Source organism: Halomonas sp. NCCP-2165 (genome assembly GCF_023708045.1).
Classification (GTDB): Bacteria; Pseudomonadota; Gammaproteobacteria; order Pseudomonadales; family Halomonadaceae; genus Bisbaumannia; species Bisbaumannia pacifica.
This window is the reverse complement of record NZ_BRCY01000055.1, coordinates 1-5,284: the sequence shown is the minus strand read 5'-3', so window position 1 is coordinate 5,284 and position 5,284 is coordinate 1. Positions and strand designations below refer to the sequence as shown.

Here is a 5,284-nt window from a genome sequence, read left to right as displayed (position 1 = left end):
GTCCCCCACCCCGGCGGCCTCACCGCCCCCTGCCTGGTGATCGAGGGCGACGGCGGCGAGGAATGGGCCCCGATGCCGGCCCTGGAGTGGCGCACCACCGATGCCGAGACCCTGCACCGGCGCCTCGCCGACAGCGGCCTGGTGGGCCTGGGTGGCGCCGGCTTCCCCAGCCAGCTCAAGGCGCGTCTCGGCGAACACCACGCCATCGATACCCTGGTGGTCAATGCCGCCGAGTGCGAGCCCTATATCAGCGCCGACGACATGACCCTGCGCCGGCATGCCGCCGAGGTGCTGGAGGGCGCCCGGCTGCTGGCCCGCCTGCTGGGCGCCGAGCGGATCCTGGTGGGCATCGAGGATGACAAGCCCGAGGCCCTCGCCGCCCTGAACACGGCGATCGCCGCCGCCGAGAGCACGCCCACCATCGAGCTAACGGTGATCGAGACCCGCTACCCCAGCGGCGGCGAAACCCAGCTGATTCGCCGCCTGCTGGGGCGCCAGGTGCCCAGCGGTGGCCTGCCCGCCGATGTGGGCGTGGTCTGTCATAACCCCGGCACCCTCTGGGCGGCGCTGGCGGCGGTGCGTGACGGCCGCCCCCAGGTCTCCCGGGTGGTGACCCTGACCGGCGAGGCCCTGACACGCCCCGGCAACGTGATCGCCCGCCTGGGCACGCCGCTGGCCGAATTGCTCGAGGATGCCGGCCTCGACCGGGACCGCCTGGCCAGGCTGGTGATGGGCGGCCCGCTGATGGGCCAGTCCCTGACGCGGCTGGACCTGCCGCTGATCAAGACCGCCAACTGTTTGATCGCCGCCAGCGCCGAGGAGCTCCCGCCCCCGCCCCCGCCGCGACCCTGCATCCGCTGCGGCGACTGCGAGACGGCCTGCCCGGTGGCCCTGGCTCCCCAGCGGCTGCTGGCCTTCGCCCAGGCGGAGGCCGACGACAAGGCCCGGGAACTGGCGCTGTTCGACTGCATCGAGTGCGGGGCCTGCGACTATGTGTGCCCCAGCCATCTGCCCCTGGTGGCCCAGTTCCGCGCCGCCAAGGATCGCCTGCGCCACAAGGACGCCGAGGCCAAGCGCGCCGAGCGGGCCCGCCACCGCTATGAGGGCCGCCAGGCGCGCCTAGAGCGCGAGGCCGCCGAGAAGGAGGCGCGACGCCAGGCGCGGCGCCAGGCGGCCAGCCGGCCGGCCTCCCAAGCCACGCCCCACGGCGGCGGTGGCGGCCAGGAAGCGGTCAAGAGCCTGCGCATCGCCCAGGCCGCCGCCAAGGCCGCGCTGCGCAAGGCGGAACGCGCCCTGGCCCGGGCCAGCGATGCCGACGCGGCGACCCTGGCGGACCTGGAGACCCAGCGCGCCACCGCCGAGGAGCATCTCAAGGCCGCCGAGGCCCGACTCGAAGTGGCCCAGGCCCAGGACAGCGGCCAGGGCCATGCCAAACACAGCGCCGAGGAGCGTCCATGAGCCTGATGCATGCCAGCACGGCCCAGTCCGTGCCGGGCACCCCCGGCGTGATGCGCTGGGTACTGGTCGCCACCCTGCCCGGCATCGCCCTGATGACCTGGCACTTCGGCTGGGGGGTGCTGGCCAATGTGCTGGTGGCCGGGGGCCTGGCCATGGCCCTGGAGGCGCTGATGCTGCGCCTGCGCGGACGGGCGGTACGCGCCACCCTGGGCGATCACAGCGCCCTGGTCAGTGGCGTGCTGCTGGGCGCCGCCCTGCCGCCCTTCGCCCCCTGGTGGCTGCTGCTGGTGGGCGTCGCCGCGGCCATCGTGGTGGCCAAGCACCTCTACGGCGGCCTGGGCCAGAACCTCTTCAACCCCGCCATGGTGGGCTATGCCCTGCTGCTGATCGCCTTCCCGGTGCCCATGACCCAGTGGGTGGCGCCGCTGGGGCTGGTCGGCCCCGAGGCGCTCTCGCCCCTGGAGGCGCTGCGCCAGTTGGCCGGCCTGGGCCCGGGGCTCGATGCCCTGAGCGGCGCCACGCCCCTGGATGCCTTCAAGCACAAGCCCCCCGGGCTGATGGCCCAGGAATTCTGGGCCGGCGAGCCGCTGCCCCCCGGCGCCCAGGCCGCCTGGCGCGACGTCGCCCTGGGCTGGCTGGCCGGCGGCGCCCTGCTGCTGTGGCGCCGGCTGATCGACTGGCGCATCCCCCTGGCCCTGCTCGGCAGCCTGACGCTGCTCTCGGGCCTGCTCTACGCCGGCGACCCCAGCCAGCACGGCTCCCCTGCCTTTCACCTGTTCGCCGGGGCGGCCATCTTCGGCGCCTGTTTTATCGCCACCGATCCGGTCAGCGCCGCCGCCGGTCGCCACGGTCGCTGGCTCTATGGCGCCGCCATCGGCGTGCTGGTGGTGGTGATCCGTACCCAGGGCGCCTACCCGGATGCCATCGCCTTCGCCGTCCTGCTGATGAACTTCGCCGTGCCGCTGATCGATCATCTCCTGCCGCCCCGGCCCCTGGGCCGCCGCCATCGGGAGACCTCGCCATGAGCCTGCTGCCCGCCATTCGCCGCGCCAGCCTGGGCCTCGGCCTCTTCGCCCTGGTCACCGCCGGGGTCGTCGCCGGTACCCGGGCGCTCACCGCCGAGCGCATCGCCGAGAACCAGCGCGCCGAGGAGTACCGGCTGCTGCGGGAGGTGCTGCCCGAGGGGCTGCGCGACCTGCCGGTGGAGGCCGTGCTCGCCGGGCGGCTGACCCTGCCCGCCAGCGAGGCGGTGGGGCAGCGGGTGCCCTTCCCGGCCTGGCGCGTCGAGCGCGACGGCCGGGCGGCGCTGATCCTGCCGGTGGTGGCCCAGGGCTATGGCGGCCCCATCCATCTGCTGGTGGGCATCGACCGGCAGGGGCGCCTGGGCGGCGTGCGGGTCACCCGCCACCAGGAGACCCCGGGGCTCGGCGATCCCATCGAGCGGCGCAAGAGCGACTGGATCCTCGCCTTCGAGGGCAAGAGCCTCGAGGCCCCGCCCCGGGCGCGCTGGGCGGTGCGCCCGGATGGCGGCGACTTCGACAGCTTCACCGGCGCCACCATCACCCCCCGGGCGGTGGTCGCGGCGGTCAGGCGCGCCCTCGACTATGTGGAGGCCGAAGGCGAGGCCCTCTTCACAGCACCGGAGGAAGGCCCATGAGCCCTCCCGCTCTCTCCACCCTGGCCCGGGACGGCCTCTGGGACAATAACCCGGCCCTGGTACAGCTGCTGGGGCTCTGCCCGCTGCTGGCGGTGAGCGCCAGCGTGGTCAACGCCCTGGGCCTGGCCCTGGCCACCCTGGGGGTGCTGATGGGCAGCAACCTGGCGGTCTCGCTGATTCGCCGGCGGGTGCCCACGGCGGTGCGCCTGCCCGCCTTCGTGATGATCATCGCCGCCTTCGTCACCTGCGCCGACCTGCTGATGGCCGCCTACGCCTTTGAACTGCACAAGGTGTTGGGGATCTTTATCCCGCTGATCGTCACCAACTGCGCCATCCTCGGCCGCGCCGACGCCTTCGCCGCCCGCCAGCCGCCGCTGCCGGCGCTGCTTGACGGCCTGATGATGGGGCTCGGCTTCGGTGCCGTCCTGGTACTGCTGGGGGCCATTCGCGAGCTGTTCGGCCAGGGCACCCTCTTCGCCGGCCTCGACCTGCTGCTGGGCCCCCTCGCCGCCGACTGGCAACTGACCCTGATTCCCGACTACGACTTCCTCTTCCTGGTGCTGCCGCCCGGGGCCTTCTTCACCGCCGGCCTGCTGATCGCCCTGAAGAACGCCATCGACGACCGGCGGCGCCGGGCCGCCGCGCCCACGCCCCGGGAGCGCATTCGCGTCACCGGCACCCCACGCTGACGAGGCCCTGATGAACGCCGAGAAACGCTTCGAGATCTTCGCCCGACTGCGCGAGCACAATCCCGAGCCCACCACCGAGCTCGACTGGAGCAGCCCCTTCGAGCTGCTCACCGCGGTGCTGCTCTCCGCCCAGGCCACCGACGTGGGAGTCAACAAGGCCACCGCCCGCCTCTTCCCGGTGGCCAATACCCCCCAAGCGATCCTCGACCTGGGCCTCGACGGCCTCAAGGCGCATATCAAGACCATCGGCCTCTACAACACCAAGGCCGAGAACCTGATGAAGACCTGCCGGATCCTGATCGACCGGCACGGCGGCGAGGTACCCCGGACCCGGGCCGCCCTGGAGGCGCTGCCGGGGGTGGGGCGCAAGACCGCCAACGTCATCCTCAACACCGCCTTCGGCCAGCCCACTATCGCCGTGGACACCCATATCTTCCGGGTGTCGAACCGCACCGGCATCGCCAAGGGCAAGGACGTCCTGGAGGTGGAGAAGAAGCTGCTGCGCCATGTGCCCCGGGAATTTCGCCAAGACGCCCACCACTGGCTGATCCTCCACGGTCGCTACACCTGCGTGGCCCGCCGGCCCCGCTGCGGCAGCTGCGTGATCGAGGACCTCTGCGAGTTCAAGGACAAGGTCGAGCCCTAGTAGGCCGGTGTTGCCCTGGGGGCAGTACTCGCAAAGACGCCGTGCATCCATCCATGGAAGCTCGACTTTATCGTCCATGATAAAGACGCTCTGCCCTGCCCCCGGAGCCCCTCAGCCATTCCAACCGCGATAGCCCTGCCATACTGGGCCATATCCGGGTCACACTGAATGTCGGAGGTCCCGATGGTCGCCCTCAAGTACCTGCTGTTGCCGCCGCTGATCAACCTGCTGCTGATCCTGCTGGGCCTGGCCCTGGGGCCGCGGCGCCTGCTGGGCGGGCTGCTGCTGGGCCTGGGGCTGGCGAGCCTGGCCCTGCTGGCCACCCCCATGGCCAGCCACCTGCTGCGCCAGGGCCTGGAGCCCTACCCGGTGATCGGCCCCGGCCAGTGGCGCCAGGCCCAGGCCATCGTGATACTCGGCGGCGGTCGCGACTATGACGCCAGCGAGTTCGGCTGGGGGGACGCCCCGGCCAACGCCACCTGGCGACGCCTGGCCTATGGCGCCAAGCTGCACCGGGACAGCGGCCTGCCGATCCTGGTCAGCGGCGGCCGGGTCCACGACGAGCACAGTGCCGAGGCGAGTTTGATGGCCGCGGCCCTACGCGAGGTGTTCCGGGTGCCGGTGCGCTGGATGGAGGGCGAGAGTCGCCATACCGCCGAGAATGCTCGCTTCAGCGCGCAGATGCTGAATCGGGATGGCATTACCCGGGTGGCGCTGGTCTCTCAGGCCTGGCACCTGCCCCGGGCGGTGGCGGCATTCGAGGCGGCGGGGCTGACGGTGATCCCGGCCCCCACCGGCTTCGCCAGCGCCCGGGGCAGGTGCCAGGCCTGAGAG

At 72.4% G+C, this 5,284-nt stretch carries 6 protein-coding genes; all 6 read left to right on the top strand.

The genetic code is table 11. The features are described 5' to 3' along the window. A partial coding sequence (gene rsxC, locus NFU04_RS16260) for an electron transport complex subunit RsxC (protein WP_251310448.1) occupies window positions 1-1,458 on the top strand: 1,458 nt, incomplete at its 5' end. After that, complete coding sequence (locus NFU04_RS16255; RefSeq protein WP_251310447.1) at window positions 1,455-2,483, top strand: RnfABCDGE type electron transport complex subunit D; 1,029 nt, start codon at window positions 1,455-1,457, stop codon at window positions 2,481-2,483. The genes rsxC and NFU04_RS16255, both read left to right, overlap by 4 nt. Then, window positions 2,480-3,115 carry an electron transport complex subunit RsxG gene (gene rsxG, locus NFU04_RS16250; protein WP_251310446.1) on the top strand — a complete coding sequence of 212 codons (636 nt, stop codon included), beginning with the start codon at window positions 2,480-2,482 and terminating at the stop codon, window positions 3,113-3,115. The genes NFU04_RS16255 and rsxG overlap by 4 nt, the downstream gene beginning before the upstream one ends. After that, window positions 3,112-3,804 (top strand): electron transport complex subunit E, encoded by a 693-nt coding sequence (locus NFU04_RS16245; RefSeq protein WP_251310445.1) that lies wholly within the window; start codon window positions 3,112-3,114, stop codon window positions 3,802-3,804. The genes rsxG and NFU04_RS16245 overlap by 4 nt, the downstream gene beginning before the upstream one ends. A gap of 10 nt (window positions 3,805-3,814) precedes the next feature. After that, window positions 3,815-4,450 carry an endonuclease III gene (gene nth, locus NFU04_RS16240; RefSeq protein ID WP_251310444.1) on the top strand — a complete coding sequence of 212 codons (636 nt, stop codon included), beginning with the start codon at window positions 3,815-3,817 and terminating at the stop codon, window positions 4,448-4,450. A 183-nt stretch (window positions 4,451-4,633) separates the two neighbouring features. Continuing rightward, a complete protein-coding gene (locus NFU04_RS16235) occupies window positions 4,634-5,281 on the top strand; it encodes a YdcF family protein (RefSeq protein ID WP_251310443.1) in 648 nt (215 codons plus the stop codon). The last annotated feature ends 3 nt before the right edge of the window (window positions 5,282-5,284 follow it).

Coding starts and splice junctions, on each gene's coding strand:
- NFU04_RS16255 (WP_251310447.1), top strand. CDS start 1,455: ATGAGCCTGATGCATGCCAGCACGGCCCAGTCCGTGCCGGGCACCCCC.
- rsxG (WP_251310446.1), top strand. CDS start 2,480: ATGAGCCTGCTGCCCGCCATTCGCCGCGCCAGCCTGGGCCTCGGCCTC.
- nth (WP_251310444.1), top strand. CDS start 3,815: ATGAACGCCGAGAAACGCTTCGAGATCTTCGCCCGACTGCGCGAGCAC.
- NFU04_RS16235 (WP_251310443.1), top strand. CDS start 4,634: ATGGTCGCCCTCAAGTACCTGCTGTTGCCGCCGCTGATCAACCTGCTG.
- NFU04_RS16245 (WP_251310445.1), top strand. CDS start 3,112: ATGAGCCCTCCCGCTCTCTCCACCCTGGCCCGGGACGGCCTCTGGGAC.